This is a genomic window from Arthrobacter sp. SAFR-044 (assembly GCF_059414985.1).
The window spans coordinates 84192-105507 of sequence record NZ_JBPFDN010000010.1 but is presented as its reverse complement, the minus strand read 5'-3'; the positions used below and the strand labels follow the sequence as shown (position 1 = coordinate 105507).

General features: G+C 65.6%; 24 protein-coding genes. 12 read left to right on the top strand and 12 right to left on the bottom strand.

Going from position 1 to position 21316, the window contains the following annotated elements:
* Nucleotides 1-3 precede the first annotated feature (3 nt).
* From ACR65J_RS15945 to ACR65J_RS15935, 3 genes are all read right to left on the bottom strand, one after another.
* A complete protein-coding gene (locus ACR65J_RS15945) occupies nucleotides 4-1080 on the bottom strand; it encodes an extracellular solute-binding protein (RefSeq protein ID WP_440170844.1) in 1077 nt (358 codons plus the stop codon).
* Between the two features lie 184 nt (nucleotides 1081-1264).
* A complete protein-coding gene (locus ACR65J_RS15940) occupies nucleotides 1265-1699 on the bottom strand; it encodes an acyl-CoA thioesterase (protein WP_440170842.1) in 435 nt (144 codons plus the stop codon).
* 54 nt (nucleotides 1700-1753) lie between these two features.
* Nucleotides 1754-2257, bottom strand: coding sequence for a GNAT family N-acetyltransferase (locus ACR65J_RS15935; protein ID WP_440170840.1), 504 nt, complete (start codon nucleotides 2255-2257; stop codon nucleotides 1754-1756).
* Nucleotides 2258-2413: 156 nt separating this feature from the next.
* On the opposite strand from ACR65J_RS15935, the gene ACR65J_RS15930 reads away from it, so the two are divergent.
* From ACR65J_RS15930 to ACR65J_RS15920, 3 genes are all read left to right on the top strand, one after another.
* Complete coding sequence (locus tag ACR65J_RS15930) at nucleotides 2414-2929, top strand: MarR family winged helix-turn-helix transcriptional regulator (protein ID WP_440170838.1); 516 nt, start codon at nucleotides 2414-2416, stop codon at nucleotides 2927-2929.
* 70 nt (nucleotides 2930-2999) lie between these two features.
* Complete coding sequence (locus ACR65J_RS15925) at nucleotides 3000-3206, top strand: hypothetical protein (RefSeq protein WP_440170836.1); 207 nt, start codon at nucleotides 3000-3002, stop codon at nucleotides 3204-3206.
* Nucleotides 3203-4171 carry a serine/threonine-protein kinase gene (locus tag ACR65J_RS15920; RefSeq protein WP_440170834.1) on the top strand — a complete coding sequence of 323 codons (969 nt, stop codon included), beginning with the start codon at nucleotides 3203-3205 and terminating at the stop codon, nucleotides 4169-4171. Before ACR65J_RS15925 ends, ACR65J_RS15920 begins: the two co-directional genes overlap by 4 nt.
* Before the next feature lie 8 nt (nucleotides 4172-4179).
* On the opposite strand, the gene ACR65J_RS15915 is transcribed toward ACR65J_RS15920, so the two are convergent.
* Both ACR65J_RS15915 and purB read right to left on the bottom strand, forming a co-directional pair.
* The gene (locus tag ACR65J_RS15915) at nucleotides 4180-4857 is read right to left on the bottom strand and encodes a histidine phosphatase family protein (protein WP_440170832.1); all 678 of its coding nucleotides are present in this window, start codon (nucleotides 4855-4857) and stop codon (nucleotides 4180-4182) included.
* A 134-nt stretch (nucleotides 4858-4991) separates the two neighbouring features.
* Complete coding sequence (gene purB, locus ACR65J_RS15910) at nucleotides 4992-6434, bottom strand: adenylosuccinate lyase (protein ID WP_440170830.1); 1443 nt, start codon at nucleotides 6432-6434, stop codon at nucleotides 4992-4994.
* Nucleotides 6435-6615: 181 nt separating this feature from the next.
* On the opposite strand from purB, the gene ACR65J_RS15905 reads away from it, so the two are divergent.
* Both ACR65J_RS15905 and ACR65J_RS15900 read left to right on the top strand, forming a co-directional pair.
* Nucleotides 6616-6903, top strand: a complete 288-nt coding sequence (locus ACR65J_RS15905; RefSeq protein WP_440170828.1) for a hypothetical protein — start codon at nucleotides 6616-6618, stop codon at nucleotides 6901-6903.
* Nucleotides 6903-8249 carry a hypothetical protein gene (locus ACR65J_RS15900; protein WP_440170825.1) on the top strand — a complete coding sequence of 449 codons (1347 nt, stop codon included), beginning with the start codon at nucleotides 6903-6905 and terminating at the stop codon, nucleotides 8247-8249. The genes ACR65J_RS15905 and ACR65J_RS15900 overlap by 1 nt, the downstream gene beginning before the upstream one ends.
* A gap of 29 nt (nucleotides 8250-8278) precedes the next feature.
* On the opposite strand, the gene ACR65J_RS15895 is transcribed toward ACR65J_RS15900, so the two are convergent.
* Together ACR65J_RS15895 and ACR65J_RS15890 are read right to left on the bottom strand one after the other, a co-directional pair.
* Nucleotides 8279-9031 (bottom strand): glycoside hydrolase family 25 domain-containing protein, encoded by a 753-nt coding sequence (locus ACR65J_RS15895; RefSeq protein ID WP_440170822.1) that lies wholly within the window; start codon nucleotides 9029-9031, stop codon nucleotides 8279-8281.
* A gap of 399 nt (nucleotides 9032-9430) precedes the next feature.
* Nucleotides 9431-9856, bottom strand: coding sequence for a phage holin family protein (locus ACR65J_RS15890; protein WP_440170821.1), 426 nt, complete (start codon nucleotides 9854-9856; stop codon nucleotides 9431-9433).
* Nucleotides 9857-9965: 109 nt separating this feature from the next.
* Here ACR65J_RS15890 and ACR65J_RS15885 point away from each other — a divergent pair, with 109 nt between their 5' ends.
* From ACR65J_RS15885 to ACR65J_RS15865, 5 genes are all read left to right on the top strand, one after another.
* Nucleotides 9966-11084 (top strand): histidinol-phosphate transaminase, encoded by a 1119-nt coding sequence (locus ACR65J_RS15885; protein ID WP_440170819.1) that lies wholly within the window; start codon nucleotides 9966-9968, stop codon nucleotides 11082-11084.
* Between the two features lie 148 nt (nucleotides 11085-11232).
* Nucleotides 11233-12465 carry a pyruvate dehydrogenase (acetyl-transferring) E1 component subunit alpha gene (gene pdhA, locus ACR65J_RS15880; protein WP_440170817.1) on the top strand — a complete coding sequence of 411 codons (1233 nt, stop codon included), beginning with the start codon at nucleotides 11233-11235 and terminating at the stop codon, nucleotides 12463-12465.
* Entirely contained in the window at nucleotides 12465-13445 is a 981-nt protein-coding gene (locus ACR65J_RS15875; protein ID WP_440170815.1) for an alpha-ketoacid dehydrogenase subunit beta, read from the top strand. Before pdhA ends, ACR65J_RS15875 begins: the two co-directional genes overlap by 1 nt.
* A 7-nt stretch (nucleotides 13446-13452) precedes the next feature.
* Nucleotides 13453-14934 (top strand): dihydrolipoamide acetyltransferase family protein, encoded by a 1482-nt coding sequence (locus ACR65J_RS15870; protein WP_440170813.1) that lies wholly within the window; start codon nucleotides 13453-13455, stop codon nucleotides 14932-14934.
* A 3-nt stretch (nucleotides 14935-14937) separates the two neighbouring features.
* Nucleotides 14938-15555 (top strand): phosphatase PAP2 family protein, encoded by a 618-nt coding sequence (locus tag ACR65J_RS15865; protein WP_440170810.1) that lies wholly within the window; start codon nucleotides 14938-14940, stop codon nucleotides 15553-15555.
* Nucleotides 15556-15585: 30 nt separating this feature from the next.
* On the opposite strand, the gene ACR65J_RS15860 is transcribed toward ACR65J_RS15865, so the two are convergent.
* From ACR65J_RS15860 to ACR65J_RS15840, 5 genes are all read right to left on the bottom strand, one after another.
* Nucleotides 15586-15921, bottom strand: coding sequence for a hypothetical protein (locus ACR65J_RS15860; protein ID WP_440170996.1), 336 nt, complete (start codon nucleotides 15919-15921; stop codon nucleotides 15586-15588).
* Nucleotides 15922-16094: 173 nt separating this feature from the next.
* Nucleotides 16095-16523: a universal stress protein gene (locus ACR65J_RS15855; RefSeq protein ID WP_440170808.1), complete on the bottom strand. Its 429-nt coding sequence runs from the start codon at nucleotides 16521-16523 to the stop codon at nucleotides 16095-16097.
* 44 nt (nucleotides 16524-16567) lie between these two features.
* Complete coding sequence (locus ACR65J_RS15850; RefSeq protein WP_440170805.1) at nucleotides 16568-17860, bottom strand: aminotransferase-like domain-containing protein; 1293 nt, start codon at nucleotides 17858-17860, stop codon at nucleotides 16568-16570.
* A gap of 70 nt (nucleotides 17861-17930) precedes the next feature.
* Nucleotides 17931-18590: a GerMN domain-containing protein gene (locus tag ACR65J_RS15845; RefSeq protein ID WP_440170803.1), complete on the bottom strand. Its 660-nt coding sequence runs from the start codon at nucleotides 18588-18590 to the stop codon at nucleotides 17931-17933.
* Nucleotides 18591-18775: 185 nt separating this feature from the next.
* Nucleotides 18776-19333, bottom strand: coding sequence for an NAD(P)H-dependent oxidoreductase (locus ACR65J_RS15840; RefSeq protein WP_440170800.1), 558 nt, complete (start codon nucleotides 19331-19333; stop codon nucleotides 18776-18778).
* Nucleotides 19334-19452: 119 nt separating this feature from the next.
* Between ACR65J_RS15840 and ACR65J_RS15835 the strand changes: the two genes are divergently transcribed.
* Together ACR65J_RS15835 and ACR65J_RS15830 are read left to right on the top strand one after the other, a co-directional pair.
* Complete coding sequence (locus ACR65J_RS15835; RefSeq protein WP_440170797.1) at nucleotides 19453-20064, top strand: TetR/AcrR family transcriptional regulator; 612 nt, start codon at nucleotides 19453-19455, stop codon at nucleotides 20062-20064.
* A gap of 267 nt (nucleotides 20065-20331) precedes the next feature.
* Nucleotides 20332-21315 carry an ABC transporter permease gene (locus tag ACR65J_RS15830; RefSeq protein ID WP_440170795.1) on the top strand — a complete coding sequence of 328 codons (984 nt, stop codon included), beginning with the start codon at nucleotides 20332-20334 and terminating at the stop codon, nucleotides 21313-21315.
* Nucleotide 21316 lies beyond the last annotated feature (1 nt).

The following is a 21316-nucleotide window of genomic DNA, read 5'->3' as shown; positions in this document are numbered from 1 at the left end:
GGGTTACGTCATGTATTCGAGTTCGATCTTCTCCACCCAGGCGCCCATGTTCTTCTGGACGAATTCCCAGTCGATGTCCTGCTGCTTGAGGCCGGCAAAGAAGTCCACCACCTCGGGATTGGCCTTTGCCTGGGCGCCCTTGTTGACCGGCATGGAGTTGAACTTTTGGGCGAATTCGCCCTGGACCTCGGAGCTGCCAAACCAGTCAATGAACTTTTGGGCCTGTTCTTTCTTCTTGGTTCCCTTCACCAGGGCTATCTGCTCCACTGCGAGCGGGACGCCCACGGAAGGGATGACCGTGTCCACGTTCACTTTGAAGGACTTTTCGCGGTCGGCGATGATCGAGGAGGGCATTTGGCCCATGTCCACTTCGCCGGAAGCGATGCGGGCGAACAGGTCGGTCTTGGCAACGGCGGGGCTGCCGTTCTTGAAGTACTGCTCAACCTGCTTCCATCCGTCGTCGGAAATCCCCAAATCGCCGGAGTCGTCGCGATACCGGGAGAGGATGCCCGCGAAGACCAGTTGGGCCGTGGCGGTGCCCAGACCGGTGACCCGCTCGTAGCGGCTCTTGAATTCGTCCTTGGTCCACAGGTCCGGCCAGTCCTTTGGTGCGGCGTCCTTGGAGATCTTGTCCGAGTTGTAGCCCAGGAGGATGGCCTGCTTCACCAGGGGCCAGTACGTTTCGCCATCGCCCAGGCCCTTGTCCACCTCACCGGCCCATGCAGGCTGGTAGGCCTCCAGCGCGCCCTCGTTCTTGACCTGTGAGAAGTACATGTTGTTCAGGCCGAACGCGACGTCGGCGATGGGGTTGTTCTTTTCGGCAATGAGTTTGTTGGTGGCATCGGCGCCGCCGGCCCCCACGATCTCGATCTTGAACCCGGCTTCGGCCGCCTTGGCAGCCAGCCAGTCGCCCCGGCCTTCGCCGTTGGAGTTGGTATAGATCACCAGCGTGTCCCCGGACCCACCCGCCGGGGCTCCGGAGGCTTCACCGCTCGCGGCGGGCGGGGTGGAGCCCCCGCCACAGCCGGTGAGAAGGGTGGCGGCGACAGCGGCGGCAACCAAAGTCTTCAATTTACGCACGATCAGGACTCATTTCTGGACTGGAATCGGAGCATGTCCGCACAGCCTATAGCCGGGCATGACGAAAACCGGGCTGTTATAGCTATCGATTCGATAAACAGCCCGGCTGCTCACTCTGGACCAGTCGGGGAAACGGCTGGGGGCCGCCGCGTAAACCCGGGGGAAACGTTAGCCCTTGACCGCGTCAGTCCTTGATGGCGGTCCCGCTGAGGTGGTGGGTGGGGATCCGGTCCCGGTCATAGGTGATCTCCGTGTAGCCGTGCGGCTCGGGTTTGCCCTCCTGGTTCAGGTTCACGAAAACGATCTCCTCGATGGTGAGGATGCTCTGCCTGGTGATCATGTTGCGGACCTCGGCCCGCATGGTCAGCGACGTCCGGCCGAACCGGGTGGCCGTCAGGCCCATTTCGATCAGGTCGCCCTGGACCGCGGAGCTGACGAAGTTGATCTCCGAAATGTACTTGGTGACTGCGCGCCCGTTTCCCAGCTGGAGGATGGCGTAGATGGCGGCTTCTTCGTCAATCCACTTCAGCAGGCTGCCGCCAAAGAGGGTCCCGTTGGCGTTGAGGTCCTCAGGCCGGACCCACTTGCGGGTCCGGAAGGTGATGTCTGCTGTTTCCATAGGCCGAGATTAGCCGAAGCTGGTGCGGGCAACCCCAGTGTGACGGAGTTGCGGCTAGGCCATGGCGGTCTGCGCGGCGCTGTAGGCGTTGATGCGCTTGGCGTAGCAGTGCGAGTGCTCCACGCCGATGTAGGGCCCGAAGTTGGGGATCTGCTCGAACCCTGAGTTTTCATAGAAGTTCCGGCCGTCAGGCTGGGCGGATCCGGCCTCGGCCTTGATGCGGGTGATGCCCTGGCTGAATGCCTCCGCTTCCAGGGCCGCGAGGATGGAGCTGGCAACGCCGGAGCCCCGGGTGTACGGCAGCACGTAGAGCCGTTTTATTTCCGCCGTTGCTCCATCCAGGAGCCGCAGCCCCCCGCAGCCCACGGGCTGCCCCGACCCCTTGTCGTATGCCACGAGGAACACGGCACAGTCAGCGCCCGACGGCGGCGGGCCGGGTTCGTGGTCTGGCCGGCCAAAGCGGGCGTCGAGTTCGGCCTGCTGCGCACGGCGAAGGTCGGCACCCACGGGGTTGGACCAGGAAACTTGCCGGATGTTGAGCCTGGGGTTGGTCTGCATATCTGCCTCGATTCGCCGGAGGGGTATGCCTGATAAGGCTAGGCGCGGAGAGTTACGGAGGTGTTTCCCGGCGGTTAGCACCTGGATAACGCAGCGAAGCCAGCTAGGGAGGATGTTACTTGGCGGTCTAGTTACCAGTTGGTCTAAAATGATGGGATGGTTTCTACAGGCAACGAGGGATCCGGCTACTGGTACGGACCCGACGGGCAACTGGACTACGGCGCAGCAGTACTGAAGGCCCTCCGGGACTACCGCGCGGCCGAGACCGAAATCCGCCGCAGCACCAGGGACTCCATGGGTATGGGCGAAACGGACATCCTAGCCCTGCGTTACCTGCTGCGGGTCCAGGCGTCCGGCAAGCAGGTTGTCCCCAAGGATCTGAGCAGGTTCCTCAATATTACTAGCGCTTCCACCACTTCGCTGATCGATCGTCTTGTGGCCAGCGGCCATGTGCGCCGTGAAGCGCACCCTTCCGATCGCCGCTCGGTGGTGGTAGTCCCCACGGCTGAGTCGGACAAGGAGGTCCGGGAGACGCTCGGCGCCATGCACAAGCGGATGATGGCGGTGGCGGAAGGCCTCACGGCGGAGGAGGCGCGCGTGGTGGTCGACTTCCTCCAGCGCATGACGGAGTCGCTTCAGGCGCGTGAAGGCGAAGAAAGAAAAGTTCACTAGCCGGACTAGCTAGATCGCCTAGTTATATGTAAGCTTACGATTGTTCCTGAAGCTGCTTCCCAACGGAGTCGTGAGTGTTTTGGTTTCTGTCACCGAAGTTCCACCGCGTGGGTCCGGCATGGGTGTGACCACCCCGGATGAGCACATGGACCTGGGATCCACCCTGGACGGCACTCCAGCGCCGCAGGGAAAGGCCGTTGTCCACCGCGGTTCTCCAATGCACGTGGTCACCTCGGCTCCCGGCGTCGCCTGCCCGTCCGCAGCTTTTCCCGCATGAGGGGCGCCGGGACGGCAGTGCCGGCGCTGACGCATTCGTCGCTGAATAGCGGGCAGCCCCTGGCCGGCCGCTGGCAGATAGGGGAGCGCCTGGGCAGGGGGTCCGGTGCCGAAGTCTTTCGTGCGGTAGACCTGGAAGGCGGTCCGGCCGTTGCGGTCAAGATTGCGGCGTCCGGCGGCCGGAAGCAGCATCAGCGGATCAGGAACGAAGCTGCTGTCCTGGCCGGCCTGAACCATCCATCCATCGTCAGGCTTGTGGCCCAAGGCGTCCCGGGCGGCAGCGGGGCCCATTCGGAGCGGCCGTATCTCGTCGAGGAACTGGCCCTGGGGACAAGCCTGGCCGAAACCATCCGGGCGGAGAGTCCCAGCTCCGGTGATGTGGCAATTTGGGCCCGCGGTCTTTTTGGTGCGCTCGCGCACCTCCACTCCAGAGGGCTTGTGCACCGTGACATCAAGCCCGCAAACCTGATGCTGAGCGGCCTGCGGAGAAGTCCCGTCCGGATTGTCGATTTTGGAATTGCCGCCGCAACCGGTTCGCCACCAGAGCCGGGGATTTCGTCCGGCACAGTGCATTACATGAGTCCTGAGCAGGCATCCGGCGGGGCAGTGGCGCCGTCATGGGATGTCTACGCCATGGGGCTGGTCCTGCTGGAGCTCCTCACGGGCTCAAAGGCATTTCCGGGCACCGCGATCGAATCCCTTGTGGCCCGGACCCTGCGACTGCCGGAGGTCCCGGACCACCTCGGTGACTGGGCCCCCCTGCTGCGTTCGCTGACAGCCATGGATCCGTGGGAACGCCCGACGGCGGCAGACGCCGCAGGGATGGCGGCGCGGCTGATGCCCGGGGTACCGTCCGGCGGCCAAAGCATGCAAGGGGACCGCGGCAGCCGGCGAGGACCGGCGGGTGCCGCGGTCTGTCCCAGGATGCGGGCATTTTCTCCCGGGCGCCCCCGGCAGCAGGCCTAGCACCACGATCAGGGGGCGGCTACGTCCCGGCCTGTCGGATCCTCGGCAGTGGGGTCCGCCAGGGCGAGGCCCCCCACGGGGCTTCCGTCCCAGTGGATCAGGTTCCAGCCGCCAGCCAGGCTGCCCTCGAGCGCCACGATTCCGGTGTTGGCCAGGACATGGCGGGCAGCGAACTCGTGGTCCGCGCCCTCGGCCCGGAGCCCGGCCCAGGTACGGATTGCGGCACCGTGGCTGACCACAGCAACGGTCCCATGCTCCTGCTGTTCCGCCCGCCCAACTACGCGGGCGATCGCAGCATCGAACCGGTCGAAGAAGGCGTGGCCGTCCGGTCCTGCCGGCATGCGGCGGTCCAGGTCACCGGCAGCCCAGGAGATCACGGTGCCCATGTAGCGCTTGTGGGATTCGTGGTCTGTGAGCTTTTCCAGTGATCCTGCCTCGATTTCGTGCAGTCCCTCCAGCACCTCGATTTCGAGGCTGTGCAGCCGTGCCAGCGGAGCAGCCGTTATTTGCGTCCTGATCAACGTCGAGGCGTAGAGCGCACCGATGCGCTCGTTGGCAAGCGCACGTGCCATGGCCTCTGCCTGGCGTTCGCCGAGTTCGGTCAGTCCGGGGCCGGGGTGGTCGGTGTCCAGCTGGCCCAGCACATTGCCGGGGGTTTCGCCGTGGCGGATCAGGAGCAACTTCATATTCACAGTTTCCCACTCCTGGATGGGTGCAGGCGCACGGCGGCATCGTCCGTCACGCTGCCGGTGCCACGAAGAAGGCGCCGGGCCCCTGGGAGCCCGGCGCCGCCGTCGTACTTCCCAGCCGGCTGCGGGGCCTACTTCAGGTGGTCCACCAGCTGGTCCGCGATGCCGGTGTACTTTCCGGGAGTGAGGGCAAGCAGTCGTGCCTCAGCCTCGGGCGAAAGGCCGAGGCTTTGGACGAACTCCTGCATGCGGGCGGCGTCCACGCGGTGGCCGCGGGTGAGGTCCTTGAGGCGTTCGTAGGGGTTTTCCATGCCCTCGACGCCGGCAATCGCCTCGGCGCGCATGACCATCTGGATGGCCTCGCCCAGGACCTCCCAATTGGTGTCCAGGTCCGCTGCCAGGACGTCCTCGGCAACGTCCAGGCGCTCCAGGCCCTTGGCAACGTTGGAGATGGCCAGCAGGGAGTGGCCGAATGCCACGCCGATGTTGCGCTGGCTGGAGGAATCGGTGAGGTCCCGCTGCCAGCGGGAGGTGACCAGGGTGGATCCCAGGACGTCCAGCAGGCCGGAGGAGATCTCCAGGTTGGCCTCGGCGTTTTCGAAGCGGATGGGGTTGACCTTGTGCGGCATGGTGGAAGAACCCGTTGCGCCTGCCACGGGAATCTGCGCGAAGTAGCCGATGGAGATGTAGCTCCAGATGTCGGTGCAGACATTGTGCAGGATGCGGTTGAAGCGGGCCACGTCAGCGTAAAGCTCTGCCTGCCAGTCGTGGCTTTCGATCTGCGTGGTCAGGGGGTTCCAGGCGAGGCCCAGGCCCTCCACAAACGACTTGGAGACCTGCTGCCAGTCGGCTCCTGGGACGGAAGCCACATGGGCCGCGTAGGTACCGGTGGCACCGTTGATCTTGCCCAGGTATTCGGTCTTCGCGATCCGGTCCAGCTGGCGCGTCAGGCGGTGCGCAATGACGGCGAGTTCCTTGCCAAGGGTGGTGGGCGTGGCCGGCTGGCCGTGGGTGCGGGACAGCATGGGGACCGCCCGGTTTTCCTCAGCCATCGTGCTGATCTGAGCCACCAGGGCGCGGGCTGCCGGAAGCCACACGTCCTCCACCGCGCCCTTGACGCCCAATGCGTAGGAGAGGTTGTTGATGTCCTCGGAGGTGCAGCCGAAGTGGACCATGGCGGTCAGGTTCTCGATGCCGATTGCCGGGAGGCGGCGGCCGATGTAGTACTCCACGGCCTTCACGTCGTGCACGGTGACGGCTTCGATGTCAGCCAGTTCCGCTACGGACGCGGCGTTGAATTCGGTGACGATGGCACGGAGCTGGGCCTGCTGTTCTGTGCTCAGGGGTCCGGCGCCGGGGAGGACGTTGTTGCTGGTCAGGTGGATGAGCCACTCGACTTCGACGGCCACGCGGTCCCGGTTCAGGGCGGCCTCGGACAGGTAGTCCACCAGTGGCGCGACGGCGGACTGGTAACGGCCGTCCAGGGGGCCAAGCGCGATTTTTTCCGATGACGCGGCGAGGGCCAGGCGTCCTGAGGGCGTACGGGTATCAGCTGTGGCGGCAGTTTCAGGCATGTGCTGATTCTTTCATGAAGTCCGGCGCCCCCTTAAGCGGGCCATGCACGTTACTTGTCCACATAGCCGACGGCGGCCCTTACCCGGGCAGGGACGCGTGCCTAGCGTTGGGAACGGCAAGGTTGGGGCGCACTGTCCGGCCGGGGAGGCCGGGACGGAAGCTGGGCAGGGGGACGGTCTGATGGACGGGATATGGGGTGGCGGGCTGGACGTCAGCCTCGGAGTCCAGGAGGTGGGCAGGAAGGTGTCCCAGTCTTCGGACCGCACTGAAGAGGTGCTGGCGGGATTTCACGAGATCCAGATGGCGGACTGGCAGTCGCCGGCCGGACAGGCATACCGCGATTCCGTGAGCCTGCAGGCGGTGGCGGTACGGCGGGCCCTGGACCGGATCCGGGAGGCTTCTGCCGCAGTGGCCGTCCATGCCCGCGCTGCACTGGCGGCCGACTGTCCAGCTGAGGGACAGTTCTGATGGCGGAGGCAACCCCTTCCGGATCAGGCGGTCCGCTGCACATCTCGGCGCCACCCCCCGATGGCATCCTGAGAATTTCCGGCGGCGTGGGTGGCATCACGGTCCAGCTGGAGGAACTGGAGGCGGGAGCTGCGAAGCTGGATGGGCTCGCCGGGCGGCTCGGCGGCGTTGAGTCGGAACTGCTCAGCGCCTGGCAGGAGCTTGGTCCCTTCCAGAACCAACCCCGCTCCACAGGCTCCGCCGCGCTCGTGGCGGTTGGGGAGGCGCGGGACGCGGTCCGGAAAGTCCGCCTGGAACTGCAGCGGATCAGTGGACAGGTGCGCAGCTGCAGGTGGGATTACGAAATGGCCGAATCCTCTGCCCACATGCAGTGGATGGTGGGTCTGTCGGAACCGGCGGTGGAACTTCAGAAGCACGTGGACTTTTGGCGCACGGGCTTCCTGAACGGTGATGCCACTGAATCAGTGCTGGCGAACGCCGTCACGGCCCTTCCCGTGATCAAACCGGCGGTTGGCTGGCTCGTCCCATCGCTGCGCCCAGGCCCTGTAACGGCCAGGCAGGAAGAGAGCGTGCAGATCGACCTCGACGCCACTCCCGCGGGGCTGCTTGAGCGGGTGAGGCTGATCGAGGAGCGCGGCAGCGGCTACATCGAAATTATCGAGGTGGATACCGGCGGCGGAAAGGCCTACGTCGTGGTGGTTCCCGGGACACAAATGAACGACGCCGACCACGGCACCAATCCTTTCGATCTTTCCGGCATCGTCGACGGGATGGGCAACAACTCCGGGCAGGTAAATGCAGCTGTCCTCCAGGCGCTTCGGGCCGCCGGTGCGGAACCGGGAGCAGATGTGGTGGCGGTGGGATACAGCCAGGGCGGCATCCATGCCATGAACCTGGCGGCGGATGAGGACGTCCTCAGGGAGTACCGCATGAAATATGTCCTGACTGCCGGATCTCCCGTTGCCCGCATAACGCCTGCGCCGGAGGTGAGCACGCTTCACCTGGAACACCGCACGGACTGGGTGCCGGGCACTGATGGCCTGCCGAACCGGGACGCGAGGAACCAGGTCACCGTGACCGTGACCAATGACCTTTACGTGCGTGGCGGAGAAGACGCCGGCCTGGGCCCAGGGCACCGCCTGACCGGTTACGAGGAGGCGGCAGAGCTTGTGGGCGCCAGCAAGGATCCGTCGCTGGTCCAGTCCACCGCTGTACTGGGCGGAGTCCTGGGCGCCGGCGGGGCCGCCACTGCCACCCGTTTTTCCTTGTCGAAACCTCCGCAGCCCGCTCCGCCCATGGACCGCAGGGATCCCTTTTCCGGGCGGCCGCAGCCGGGTGCCAGGTAGGTGCTGATTGTCCCTGGCTGTTGCCGCCCTTACGAAATCTGGGCGGCGTGCAATTCTGCGTACCGGGTGGAGCGCGTCTGTTCAGGTTGCGGGACCGGTGGAGACGGTTGCGGGGCAGGCTGCGGACGGGGCGCTGGAGCGGGCACAGGAGTGGCTGCCGGGCACCGGTAGTTGTAGTCCAGGTTGTTCTCGGTGAACTGGGTTGTGGTGACGGTCCCGCCGGGGGTCAGGGGGGCGGACCCGCAGTACTCCCTGGCGGACCATGCCGAGTCGGGGCCAGCCAACCAGTTCCGGAGCGCGTACAGGTTGCTGCCAGGGCTTACCTCGCCCACAATTTCGCCGAACTGGTAGGAAGTGGAATAGATTCCCACTTCCGCGCCCGTCCCCTGCAGGTAGGCGGTCATGCCTTCCAGTTCGGCCGCATTGACTGCCTTGTCCCACAACCAACTGTTTCCGGTTTCGACGTCCAGCCACCACAGTCTGCGTACCCAGCTGCCGTCGGATTCCTTCAGGGTGGTGACGTCCGCGACAGCCATGGCGTAGCCGTGGACGTATGCGCAGGCCGGAGAGGCGGCGCCGTCGCATAATCCATACGGGTTGCTGACCTCAGCGCCCCGGTAGGTGTTGTCTGCCGGCCACCACAATGAGTCCACACGTCCTGTCGCGGCGGTGTTTACATACACTGCCGCCGGCGTGCCTCCGGCCGACTCTGCGCTCTGGTCCGCCCACGCCAGCTGCGCCCCCAGGCACGGGTTGACCGTCTCCGGGCGTCCGCCGTTCACCCCCACTATTGCAAATGCGGGGGGAGCCGGAAGCTCAGTGCCGCATTGCGGCCAGGAGATGTCATTGCCCAGCGTGGCGGCGCCCTCTGGCCCCGGCTCTGTTTCGGCGTGCGCGGGGCCTGCCTGCAACGTTAGGAGCAGGCAGGCAGCGACGAGCGATCTTATGGGCTTCATTGGGTCCCCGTCTTCCCGGAACTGGCAGCAACGGGCCTTTCGCGGCCCGGTTTGCAGCCTAGGCGGATGGTCCAGCCGGGGTCATGGGTGGCGGGTACTGAAGTTTTTGCTGCTGTTCCCCGGAATGGCACCTAATGGGTACCTGTTCTCCGCCGTCCTCCTACTTAGGTGGGCAGGTTTCCCCGGGGAGGGACTCGTCGAAAGAGGGGGCGATGCGCCCGGGAGTCAGCGCCTGCCGCCGGGCAGCAAACCCGCCACCAGCGACACCAGGGAGATGATGATCGCGGCAAGGAGTGCAGTCCAGAAGAACGAATCGATGGTGAGGTGTACCGGGGTGTAACTACTGATCCAGGCGGTCAGATAAAGCATGGCGGCATTGATGACGATGGCGAACAGGCCAAGCGTCAGGATGGTGATGGGAAGTGCGAGGAGCCGGACCAACGGCCGCACGAACGCGTTGACCACACCGAAGATGAGGCCGATGAACAAGTAGGCCAGGACAATCCCGATGGTCCCGGTGTCCTGCGAAATGCCAGTCCTGGCTACCGCATCAGATGCCGCCGTGCTGGAGATGTCCATCCCCGGCAGGAGCCAGCTGGCCACCCAAAGGGCTGCGGCATTGACGATGACCCGAAGGAAGAATGAAGCCATGGCACCATGCTTGCATACCGTCCCTTGTGGGCGGACGGCGGCGTGCCCTGATTTTTCCGCGGTTCGCTCCCCGGATTCGCGCCGGGGGCTTGGACGTAGGCTAGGAGCCATGACTTCATCTGATACCAGGGCGGGCGGTCCGGCACCGCGCCCGGTGCTGGACCGGCTGCCCCGCTATACGGCAGGTAAGCCGCCGGCCGCCGTCAGCGGTCTTGCCAGCTACAAGCTGTCCTCTAACGAAAACCCGCTGCCGCCCATCCCCGCCGTGCTGGAGGCCATCGCCGGCCAGACAGACATCAACCGGTACCCGGACCCCCTCAGCAGCAAGCTCCGCGCGGCGCTCGCGGACTTCCTGGGCGTGCCGGCGGACGACATCGTCACAGGAGCCGGAAGCCTGGGCGCCCTGAACCAGATCCTGGCCGCTTTTGCCGGCCAGAACGAGGACGGCAAAGCGGACGAGGTCATCTATGCGTGGCGGTCCTTTGAGGCGTACCCCATCAGCGTGGGCCTTGCAGGCGCCGAAAGCGTGCGCATCCCGGTCACCGCAGACGGGCGGCATGACCTCGATGCCATGGCGGCCGCCGTGAGCGCCCGCACCAAGGTCATCCTGCTCTGCACGCCCAACAACCCCACCGGGCCGGCCCTTAGTGCTGCCGAAACCGAGGCCTTTATCCGGTCCGTGCCGGCAGACGTGGTGGTGGTCATCGATGAGGCCTACCAGGAGTTCGTCAGGGCGGAGGACGCCGTGGACGGGATCGACCTCTACCGGAAATACCCGAACGTAGTGGTGCTCCGGACCTTCTCCAAAGCGCACGGCCTGGCCGGGCTCCGCATTGGCTACAGTGTTTCCCACCCCGAATTGACCCAGTACCTGCGGGTCGCCGCAACCCCTTTCGCCGTATCCCAGATAGCCGAAAGGGCAGCAATTGTTTCCCTTGAGAACTACGCCCAGGTTGTGGAAAGGGTACAAAGGCTTGTGGATGAGCGGTCGCGGGTACTGGCCGGGCTCAAGGACCTCGGTTGGGCCGTCCCCGATGCCCAAGGCAACTTCGTTTGGCTTGCCCTTGGTGCTGAAAGTGCCGCCTTCGCAGAGGTGGCGGGAACCCGCGCCCTTTCCCTCCGGGCCTTCGCAGGAGAGGGCGTCAGGGTCAGCATCGGCGAACCCGAGGCCAACACCCGGTTCCTCCAGTTGTGTGCCGACTATACAAAGGCACCCGCAACTTCCTAGCACTTATCAAGTAGCCTTCCCGCTACTTACCGAAGATAAAGTTAGGATCAATAAGCCAATGTATGCCGTGGCGGGAATGTATTCCCCCTGCGGCATATATCCCAGCGACATTGCATTGCATCCGGATGCGGCAAGCAAGGAGAACGGTATGGGCACTCATCTGCCTTCCACCGAGTTCGACGGAACAGCGGTAGACGACCAGCGGGAAGCCGATGCTGAAGCCGTCATGGGCGAGCCCGCGGCCCAGATGGTGCAGCTGCTCGGTCCCGACGGGAAGCTCGGTACTGATCCGGTCTTCAGTGGCTACGCGGACAAGCTCACCCCGGAAGACCTCCGCGGCCTCTACGCCGACATGGCGGCGATCAGGCGGTTCGATGTCGAAGCCACCGCCCTCCAGCGCCAGGGCCAACTGGCGCTCTGGGTACCGTTGACGGGGCAGGAAGCAGCGCAGATCGGTTCCGGCAGGGCCAGCCAGCCGCAGGACTATATCTTCCCTACCTACCGGGAACACGGCGTGGCCCTTACCCGGAATGTGGACCTGGCAGAGCTCCTGCGCCAGTTCCGCGGTGTCTCCAATGGGGGCTGGAACCCCAAGGACACCAACTTCCACCTGTACACCCTGGTCCTGGCCGCACAGACCCTCCACGCAGTGGGCTACGCAATGGGGATCCAGCGCGACCAGAAACTCGCTGCCGCCTCGGATGCAAAGGCCAAGCAGCCGGACGCCGCAGTCATCGCCTACTTCGGTGACGGCGCCAGCTCGGAAGGCGATGTCCATGAATCAATGGTGTTCGCCTCCTCCTACAAGGCCCCTGTGGTGTTCTTCTGCCAGAACAACCACTGGGCCATCTCCGTGCCCACCAACGTCCAGACCCGCGTTCCGCTGTCCAACCGCGCCAAGGGCTACGGGTTCCCGGGCATCCGGGTGGACGGGAATGACGTGATCGCCGTGCACGCCGTCACCGAATGGGCGCTGGAGCATGCCCGCCAAGGCAACGGACCGGTCCTCATCGAAGCCTTCACCTACCGGGTGGGGGCGCACACCACGGCCGACGACCCCACCAAGTACCGGCTATCGGCGGAGGAAGACGCATGGCGTGCCAAGGACCCGCTGGCACGGCTGGAGAAGTACCTGCGTGCCGAGGGCCTTGCAGACGACGCCTACTTCGCCAAGGTCAAGGCCGACGGCGACGAGCTGGCCGCGTACGTCCGGCGAACCGCCCATGACCTTGAAAACCCGGATATCCGGCAGGCCTTCGCCAACGTCTACAGGGAGGCCCACCCGCTGGTGGCCGAGGAACTGGCGTGGTTCGAGGAATACAGTGCAGGATTCGCCGGCGATGAAGAGTCCGCCGGGCAGGCAGCAAAGGCAGGCCACTGATGACCACCATGACCATCGCGAAGGCCATCAACGAGGGGCTTCGCGCCACCCTGGCCGCCAACCCCAAAACGCTGCTGATGGGCGAGGACATCGGGCCCCTAGGCGGCGTCTACCGGGTCACGGACGGGCTGATCGGCGAATTCGGCCCGGACCGTGTTGTGGACACCCCGCTGGCCGAGTCCGGAATCATCGGCACCGCCATCGGCCTTGCCCTGCGCGGGTACAGCCCGGTCTGCGAGATCCAGTTCGACGGATTCGTCTTCCCCGGCTTCAACCAGATCACCACCCAGCTCGCCAAAATCCATTCCCGCAGCAACGGCAACCTCAGCGTGCCCGTGGTCATCCGGATTCCGTACGGCGGGGGCATCGGCTCCATTGAACACCACTCCGAATCCCCGGAAGCACTGTTCGCCCACACGGCAGGGCTGCGCATCATCACCCCGTCCAATCCCCATGACGCCTACTGGATGATCCAGCAGGCCGTTGAATGCCAGGACCCGGTGATCGTTTTCGAACCGAAGCGCCGTTATTGGCTCAAGGGCGATGTTGATGTCGATGCGCCCGGGCCGTCCGAGGATCCATTCAAAGCCCACGTGCTCCGCGAAGGTACGGATGCCACCATCGTTGCCTACGGACCCTTGGTGCCCGTGGCGCTGGCGGCCGCCAACGCAGCAGAGGAGGACGGGAGGAGCGTCGAGGTCATTGACCTCCGTTCCATCTCCCCGGTCGACTTCGACACCGTCACCGCCTCGGTCCAAAAGACGGGCCGGCTGATCGTGACGCACGAAGCCCCTACGTTCGGCGGAATCGGCGGCGAGATCGCAGCCCGGATCAGCGAGCGGGCGTTCCACTCCCTCGAGGCGCCCGTGATCCGCGTGGGCGGGTTCCACATGCCCTACCCCGTTGCCAAGGTGGAGGAAGACTACCTTCCGGACATCGACCGCATCCTGGAGGCGCTGGACCGCGCCCTCTCCTACTGAGGACACCATGACCCTGAACAAGTTCAACCTGCCCGACGTCGGCGAGGGCCTTACCGAGGCGGAAATCGTCTCCTGGAAGGTTAAGCCGGGCGACACCGTGGCCATCAATGACGTGATCTGCGAGATCGAAACGGCAAAGTCGATCGTGGAACTGCCCTCCCCCTTTGCCGGGACCGTCACCGAACTGCTGGTGGCGGAAGGGGTGACTGTCGACGTCGGGACCGCCATTATCAGTGTCAGCGACGAAGTTGCCGGCGACCCCACTCCAGCTGATGTCCGCGCGCCCCAGGCCGTCTCCGCCACTGATATTCCCGCCGCTGAATTTCCCGCCCAGCCGCTTTACGGCAAGCTGTCCGCAGATGCGGGGGACGCGGGGAGTGCCGGTACCCCGTCCGCCGCTCCCCTGGTGGGTTCCGGACCGAAGGCCGACGCCGTCAAGCGCCGGCCCCGGAAGACCGCACCGTCCGCCGCCGTGACCGTCAACGCCCCCGAAGTTGAACCTGTCCAGCCGCGCACGCCCGGCGAGGTTTCCGGGAACGAAGCTGCCGTCGTCGACGCCCGGCCAACCCTTGGCGGCACCATCACGGGCCTGGTCAACCGGGTGCTGGCCAAGCCCCCGGTCCGCAAGATTGCCCGTGACCTGGGCATCGACCTCGCTGACGTCGTTGCCACCGGTTCCCGCGGCGAGGTCACGCGCGAGGACCTGGTGAGCTACCAGTCGCAGCGCGACGCCGAACTGGACAAGGCGGACGGCTTCTGGGGCAAGGCCGGGAGGCCGCAGGAACAGCGGGTGGAGAGCATTCCCGTCAAGGGCGTCCGCAAGGCCACGGCAAAGGCGATGGTGGAATCGGCGTTCGCGGCACCGCACGTCAGCATCTTCGTGGATGTCGACGCCAGCCGCACCATGGAATTCGTCAAGCGGCTCAAAGCCTCCCGGGACTTCGAGGGCATCAAGGTGTCGCCGCTGCTCATCCTGGCCAAGGCCGTCATCTGGGCCGCCGCAAGGAACCCCAGCGTTAACGCTGCCTGGGTGGATAACGAGGATGGCAGCGCCGAGATCCAGGTCAAGCACTTCATGAACCTGGGCATTGCCGCGGCCACTCCGCGCGGCCTCATGGTGCCCAACATCAAAAACGCACAGGACCTGTCGCTGAAGGAGTTGGCCCTCGCGCTGAATGACCTGGCCACCACGGCCAGGGCCGGGAAGACGCAGCCGGCCCAGATGCAGGGCGGCACGCTCACCGTCACCAACATCGGCGCCCTGGGCATCGACACCGGCACGCCCATCATCAATCCGGGCGAGGTGGCCATCGTTGCCTTCGGCACCATCAAGCAGAAGCCCTGGGTCCTGGACGGCGAGGTGATTCCCCGTTGGATCACCACCCTCGGGGGATCCTTCGACCACCGCGTGGTGGATGGTGATCTGTCTGCCCGCTTCATGGCCGACGTCGCGGCCATCCTGGAAGAGCCCGCGCTCCTCCTGGACTAGGCCGTGACAATAACCAGCGGCTCAATCCGAATAAAGAACCGCACGGCCAAGTGGCTGACGGAGGTCTTCCAGCCTCCGGTGGTGGTGTCCCTGCAGCTGTTGATAAGCCCCCTGGCCCAGGCGGGGTTCCCGGGGACCATCGGCTACGGTGCGCTGGCGGCCCTCTTCGTGTGCGTGCTGCCGCTGGTTGTGCTGCTGGTCCTGGTCCGGCTGGGGAAGGTCACGGACCACCATGTGAGCGACCGGAAGCAGCGGGCGCCAGTCCTGCTGATGGCGCTGGGCTGCATCGCTGTGGGGCTGCTGGTGCTCAAAGCCGTGGATGCGCCGCTGAGTGTCGTTGCCATGGTCCTGGCAGTGGTGGGCGGGGTGGCGGTGTTGGCGGCCGTCAGTCCGTTCTGGAAGATGAGCGGCCACGCAGCAGCCGTGTCCTGTGCCGCCGTCGTATCCGTGCTGATGCTTGGCGCCGCCTGGGCTCCGCTGCTGGTCCTGATCCCAGCGGTCAGCTGGTCCCGGGTGGTCCTCAGGGCCCACTCCCTGGCCCAGGTGGTGGCCGGATCGCTCTTCGGCGGCCTGGTCATGGCCGGAATCTGGTGGCTGCTGCAGGGCTGGCTGGTGGCCTGAACGTCCAGTCGGGCCCCGGGGGAAGCCGGCCTAGTAAGGGGCGTAGGCGGTGAAAGCCTCGAGCATGGCCGGATCAGCGGTGGTTCCCACGACAACCGCGGCGGCTGCCATCAGGCCGCCCATGAGCGCGGTCATGCCGGCCCAGGCGCCCAGGAACTTCCAGTCCTCGCGGAGGACGCTGCGGACGGTCTGGGGGAGCTGGAGCCCCGGTGTGATGAGGTTCGGTGCACTGTCCAGGCTGCCGTCATCAAGGAGCGCAACCACCCTGTCGTTGCTGCGGTCCACCCGCATGGAGCTGATGTGGTTGCCGTGGCGGGCCAGGAGGATGTCGTGGCCAACAAGCTGGCGGCGCTGCATGGTGATCAAGGGGAGCCCTTCGCTGGGGGTGGATTCGTGAGTGTCCACGCCTTTGGGGGCCCACCAATTTTATCGTTGCGCCGGCAGCTGAAACGGTGATATGGCGGTGAGAACGGACACCCCCCGCAGCGATCTCCGCCACCACGGGGGGTGTCCTGCGTTACCCGGGCAGTGACCCCGCCTTAGTCGGCGTCGTAGGTATTGGCGATGTACACGTCGCACGGGGCGTTGTGGGCCACGCTGTTGGCCACGCTGCCAAGTACCCGGCCGATGCCGTGCATGCGCCTGTTTCCCACCACGATGACGCGTGCGTCCATCCGGACTGCTTCCTTGATCAGGGCGTCGGCGGGCCGCCCGCGGGCTGCGGAATACGTGACCGTGACGTCGCGGCCCAGCGACTCCGCCACCGTCCTTGCCACCTGCTCCGCGGCGTCGGCATCGGACACGATCCACCGGTCGCTGCCGCTGCCGAACACCTCGGTCCGGTCGCTGTCGAAGGCCGAAACGACGTGCAGCGATGCGCCGAGTCCTGCCGCCAGGTTTTTGGCCGATTCCGCCGCCCGCTTCGCGGTCTCGCTGCCGTCAACCCCTACAACGATGATTCCACCCATATGCATGCTCCTTTGCTCGGTTTTCGGCGTTCGTGTGGCTTACGCTACAGCGCAGCCATGGCTTCCTGCAGCACCGGCGCCAATCGGCGCACCCCCTCGGCGATGGCGTCGGGGGGAACGGCGCTGAAGGCGAGCCGCAGCTTGTTGGACGGCTCGTCCGACGGCGTGAAGGCGGCGCCGGGAATAAACACGACGCCGGCATCGATCGCCTTGTGCAGCAGCGGGTAGGTGTCAACGCCTTCGGGCAGGGTCACCCAGACGAAGAAGCCGCCCTGCGGGCTGGTCCAGGTGGTTCCTGCCGGCATGTATTCCTTGAGCGCTGCCAGCATGGCTCGGCAGCGTTCGGCGTACAGCCCGCGGTAGGTTTCGATCTGGCCTTTCCAGTCGTAGTCGCGCAGGTAGGCGGAGACCAGCATCTGGTTCAGGGCCGGCGGGCAGAGCGTGACCGATTCTGCGGCGAGGTAGTACCGGCGCTGCAGGTGTTCCGGCACCAGGGCCCAACCGATGCGGAGGCCGGGGGCGAAGATCTTGGAAAAGGAGCCGAGGTAGATGACATCGTCCGGATTGGCCGCACGCAGGGGAGGCAAGGGTTCACCTTCGAAGCGCAGCAATCCGTAGGGGTTGTCCTCGAGGACCAGAATATTCGCCCTGCGGCATATGTCTACTACCTGCTGCCGGCGTTCCTTGGCCAACGTAATGCCGGAAGGGTTGTTGAAGTTGGGGATGGTGTAGAGGAACTTAATGCTCTTGCCGGCGAGCTGTAGCGCCGCTATCCGCGCCTCCAGCAGCTCCGGGACCAGGCCGTACTGGTCCATTTCCACGGTCTCCACCTGGACCTGGTAGGCCTCGAAAGTGTTTAGCGCTCCCACGTAGGTGGGGTCCTCCACCAGGACCACGTCGCCCGGATTGCAGAAGAGTTTGGTGGCCACGTCCTGCGCTGACTGGGAGCCGGCGGTAATTACCACGTTCTCCGCCCGGGCATCCAGGATGCCCTCGGCGGCCATGACGTCGCAGATCTGCGCCCGCAGCTCCGGGGTTCCCTGCCCGGCGCCGTACTGAAGGGCCGTGAGTCCATCTTCGGCAATTATTTTCGCTGCCGTCCCTGCCAGGCGGTCGAGGGGAAGCGACTGGAGGTACGGGCTTCCTCCTGCCAGGGAAACCAGTCCTGGCCGCATCGAGATATCGAAAACGTCCCGGACGGCCGACTGGCGGATATTCGCCGCACGCTCGGAAAACAATTCCTCGTGGCGGTGGGCCGATGCGGCCGCGCGCTCGATGGCATCGATGGCTTCGGCGGGCAGGGTTCCGGCCGAAGCGTCAAGTGTTTCGTGGGTCACAAAGTCAGGATACAGGCCGTTGTTGCTTGCAAAGCAACATCTGTTTATTGATGTCCGGCCGTTCGCGGTGCTACTTCAGCTTGAGGTAATCCGCCAGGGTTTCGCCGTTGATGTAGATGTCTGCCCTGATGGCACCAACTGCTTCGAGGGCGGTCTGGGTGAGTTGGGCCTCGATGCGGGGCAGGTCGCACGTTCCGCCCTGGTTGAGGGTCCCTGACAGGTAGACGGTGACGGTGGTGCCGTCGAAGCTGCCGGAGAGGAACGTCAGCCGGGATGCGCCAAGCGCGTTGTAGGTGTTCCCGTGGTGTTGCCCGTCGTCCAGCAGTGCGGTGATCGCCGCCTTGAGCCTGGCGTCGCCGGCGCCTCCCGGCCGGACGGAGCCGACCAGGCTGTCATTGCAGCCGAAACGGACGCCGTGCCTTCCGCCGTCGTCCACCAGCACGAAGTATGCCGTCACCGGAGCAACGCCGGGCCCGGCGCTGCTGTCGGGGTCGGGAGAGGCCTGGGGTTTGTCGGTCATCCTGCCTGCCTTTGCCGTCTCCCCGGCGGGAGGAGTGCCCGGCATCGTTGCCGGCAGGAGGGCCAGCGGGGGTGCGCTGGATCCGGCACCGACTCCCGTCGCGGGCGGGGAGGTCGCTTCGGGAGCCGGGAAGCTGCAGCCGGAGAGGAGCAGCGCCACGCAGCCCGCGGCGAGGGCGCCGGGCCCGTACGGGCTCCATCTCTTAGCCATGCGGCACCGCAATCCGATCGGGTAGGTCCAGGGGATTAACGCTACGGCGGCCCCTCCCGGCGGAGATGTCTGCGCGGTACCGGTTGGGACAAGAGTTGGTTACGACGGCGGGTGGACGCAGCAGCGCCCGGCACGCAGGGTGCGTGCCGGGCGCTGTGCCGTTGGTAGTGCAGTGCCGTTGGTAGTTACGCTGCCGGAGCCGCTGCGGCAAGGGCGTCGAAGACGCCCTTGATCTGCTCGACAACCTCGGCGTCATCCTTGGGGTGGACTTCAGCGAAGCGGACCATGGACCCGGGGACGGCGAGCTTGACGTCTTCCAGGATCTGCGCACCGGCGATGCCTGCGGCCTTGCGGGCCTCATCCTGGGCCCAGACGCCGCCGTACTGGCCAAACGCGGTACCGACGACGGCGGTGGGCTTGCCTGCCAGGGCGCCGGCACCGAAGGGGCGGGACAGCCAGTCGATGGCGTTCTTCAGGGCGGCGGGAACGGTGCCGTTGTGTTCGGGGGTGACCAGCAGGACGGTATCGGCCTCTTCGGCTGCGGCGCGCAGGGCTGCGGCAGCGGCAGGGACCTGGCCCTCGACGTCGATGTCCTCGTTGTAGAAGGGAATGTTGCCCAGGCTCTCGTGGATCACCACGTCCACCTGCTCCGGCGCGTTGAGCTGGATGGCTTCCGCCAGCTTCTGGTTGGTGGACTCGGCGCGGAGGCTGCCGACAAGGGTAAGTACTGTGCTCTTGGTCATGGGAACTCCTGGCTAGGGGAGCGGCGGGGGCCGCAATCGGTCAAACGTCAGGCTCTGGAGCCTTCATCAGACTAAACGGACCGTGGTCCGGTTCTATTCCCCGTGGCTACACTGTCTGTGTGAGTTCCATCCCAGTGCGGCCGGGAATGACCCCGGTAACGGCCGCGGAACGCAGCGACGCTGCCCGGAACCGGGAACGCCTCCTGCGGGCTGCCCGGGAACTGATCGAGCAGGGCGGGGCCGCGGCTCTCACCATGGACCGGTTGGCGGAGCAGGCAGGCGTGGGGAAGGGCACCGTCTTCCGCCGCTTTGGCAGCCGGGCCGGCTTGATGCTGACCCTGCTGAACGACTCCGAGGCCGCGTTCCAGGCCCGCTTCCTGTTCGGGCCGCCGCCCCTGGGGCCGGGCGACCCGCCGCTGGACCGGCTCATCGCCTTCGGCACCGAGCGGATCGCCTACGTGGTGGAATACGGGGACCTGGTGCTTGCGGCCGGAAATGCTTCGCGGGGAAGGTTCGAAGTTCCGGCTGCCGCACTCTGGGACCGGCACGTCGAGATACTGCTGCGCGAAGGCGGATTCGACTCGCCGGAGCCGTGGCTGATGGCCGGATCCCTCAATGCCACGCTTGACCCGGAACGGCTCCTGCACCTCATCCGTGACCATGGCGTCACGAGTGAGCGGCTGGCAACCTCATGGAGCGACCTTGTGACACGCCTTGTCACGGGCGCGTAGGTTACGCGCTGGCATACTCCTGCGTCCAGTCAAGCGGGCTTCACAGAACTATTCATAACGATCTGATACGGCGCGTCCTGTTTCAGTGGATTCCCGCGCTTTTCGGCTTGGGGCTTGTGATAGTTTCCTCTGGAATGTGACCCGCGACATAGTCCACCAGGACCTGCCCCCAAGGCTGCGGGAGGCCAGCTACCCGCTGGTGCAGGACCCGGTGAGGCGGCACAACCCGTGCTCGTCCGGGGAAGACGGAAGGATCCAGCAGCGCCCATGCTCAAGTACCTCGCCAAGCGCGGCATCACGTATGTGGTGATGATCTTCCTCACCACGTCCGCCGGCTACTTCCTGGCTGTCAGCTCGCTTAAGCCGGCGCTGCTGGAGCAGGAACGGATCCCGCGCCCCACCCCCGAGCAGGTGGCCAACTCAATGCGGCTGAAGGGCCTGGACCCGGACCTCAGCCCGTGGGAGCGCTACGTTGACTGGCTCACGGGCATCGTCACCCGCTGGGACTGGGGCCGCAGCCCCAACGGCGCCTACATCAACGCCGAGTTCGGGGACCGCGTCTGGATCTCCACCCGGCTCTTCCTGGCTTCCATCATCCTGACCCTGGTCATCGGCGTCGCGCTCGGCGTCTATTCAGCAGCACGCCAGTACAAGTTCCAGGATCGTGTCATCACGTCCTACAGCTACCTCGCCTACATCGTGCCGGCGCCCATCGCCTACTTCCTGGTGCAGCTGGGAGCCATCAACGTCAACGAATCAGTGGGCGACCGGATCTTCTTCGTCACCGGCATCTCCACCCCCGGCATTGCGCCGGGCTGGGCCCAGTTCGTGGACATGCTGGCCCACTATGCAGTCCCCACGGTGGCCATCACGCTGGTGGGGTGGGGCGCGTACCAGATCGCCCAGCGGCAATACCTGCTGGACAACGTGAACGCCGACTTCGTCCGAACCGCACGCGCCAAGGGCCTGACCCGGAACCAGGCCATTGCCCGGCACGCATTGCGCGTTTCCTTTATTCCGGTGGCCCAGAGCATCGCCTTCACCATCCCGGCGATCTTCGCCGGCGGCTTCTTCGCCGAAAAGATCTTCGCCTGGCCAGGTGTGGGGTCGTGGAGTATCGATGCCATCTCGCTGCAGGACGTCAACGCCGCCACGGCCACGCTGGCCTACGGCTCCGTGATCTTCGCCCTGGGCGCCATCCTGGCTGACTTCGCCACCACACTTGTCGACCCGAGAGTGCGGGTGCAGTAGT